Below are 1,330 nucleotides of genomic sequence, written 5' to 3' on the forward strand. Positions count from 1 at the left end.
TTAGGGACTTGCGGAAAAATAAAGTACCGATTAAATGGGGATAATCTTGATATCCCATTTGGGTAAAGTTTCAGAACGTTGCCATGAGGGTAGATATTTTTTTAACTCATGAGGTAAGACTTTTATTCCTTTCTCGTAAATGGTCTCAACTAAATGTACAATGGGTTTAATTCCTTGCCACGTCATTTGAGCTGCCCAGTTTATGGCAGTTTCAACTGAATCTAAAATAGCACCATTCCAATAGTGTTCAAGTGCTGCCCAACAGCGTTCAATTGGGTTATACTTACTATGATATGGTGGATAGTAAATTAGTCGGATTCTTAAGCCAATTGCCTGAGATAACTCGATGATGCGTTTAATGAATTGTGTGCGATTGCTTCTGATTGCCGGGCCACCATCAAGGTCAATCACTAATTCTTCGAGTTCGGTGTAATCAAATTGGTTATTGTGCCACCAATCTGTTAGACAATCCACAATAAAATCTGTAGTTTCAGCGGACTGTCCCATATAAATCGATAGTTGATCGCTTTGAGTGTTAAGAATGCCAAATGGGACTAATATACCTTGCCACTCGGTATCATGATCGTCAGCCGATTTCGGTTCGATGGTTCTGGCTTTACCGCCCCGTGACAGGTTGCCAATTTTTACTTTCGCTTTGGTATCAATTGATATTCGCAGAGACTTGACATCTCGATCGGAGGCTTGATTCTCCTTTAATACATTCTCAAAAATCGCATCTGTTTCGGGAATTTTTTTCAAGGGCTTGGTTTTTTGTGTTTTTTTAGGCGATACCCCATTCGATTTAAAATCGCGCCAATTGTCTGACGAGAAGCTAATTGCTCACTGTCGTAGTTTTTCTGACTTACTAATGCCGAGCGTACCGCTCGGGCCGTGATCCGGGCATACAAAAATGTCGATTGAAACTTGGGGTCTGCCTGGGACTCTGGAGCGACTAGAGAGCGAATATCGGCTTCTAAGTTGGGCAGCAAAATTTCACTTTTGTGTCGTCCCCGAACCCGATAATTATCAACACAAATCAGTCCGGTTCGTCGTTCATGTAAGCCCAGTTGAACACTGTCTCGGTTCCACCCCATAAATGTTTCTACTTTGCGGGCTGAACCATTAAAGTAGTCTTCAGCCACTTTTGCCATAAAGTCTCGACGGCGATAGCCTGTCAGTTTTTGGGCAGCATCCTTAAACGTCGATTTAACGGTCTCACTCAAGATCATTTCTGGCATCCCAATCACAGAGGTCACAACCGCTCATGTCAGATTTTTTGTTTCCTACCCTTCTAGCATAACTGGGGTTATATTTAATTGCAAGCCCCTTA

Annotated in this window: 2 protein-coding genes; both read right to left on the reverse strand. The window is 42.4% G+C overall.

Annotation, left to right across the window (positions count from 1 at the left end; genetic code table 11):
* Positions 1–30: 30 nt before the first annotated feature.
* Complete coding sequence (locus tag QUB30_RS33610; RefSeq protein ID WP_333342704.1) at positions 31–759, reverse strand: ISAzo13-like element transposase-related protein; 729 nt, start codon at positions 757–759, stop codon at positions 31–33.
* Entirely contained in the window at positions 756–1,223 is a 468-nt protein-coding gene (locus QUB30_RS33615; protein WP_333342707.1) for a hypothetical protein, read from the reverse strand. Before QUB30_RS33615 ends, QUB30_RS33610 begins: the two co-directional genes overlap by 4 nt.
* Positions 1,224–1,330: the final 107 nt, after the last annotated feature.

Source organism: Microcoleus sp. BROC3, assembly GCF_036702515.1.
Classification (GTDB): Bacteria; Cyanobacteriota; Cyanobacteriia; order Cyanobacteriales; family Microcoleaceae; genus Microcoleus.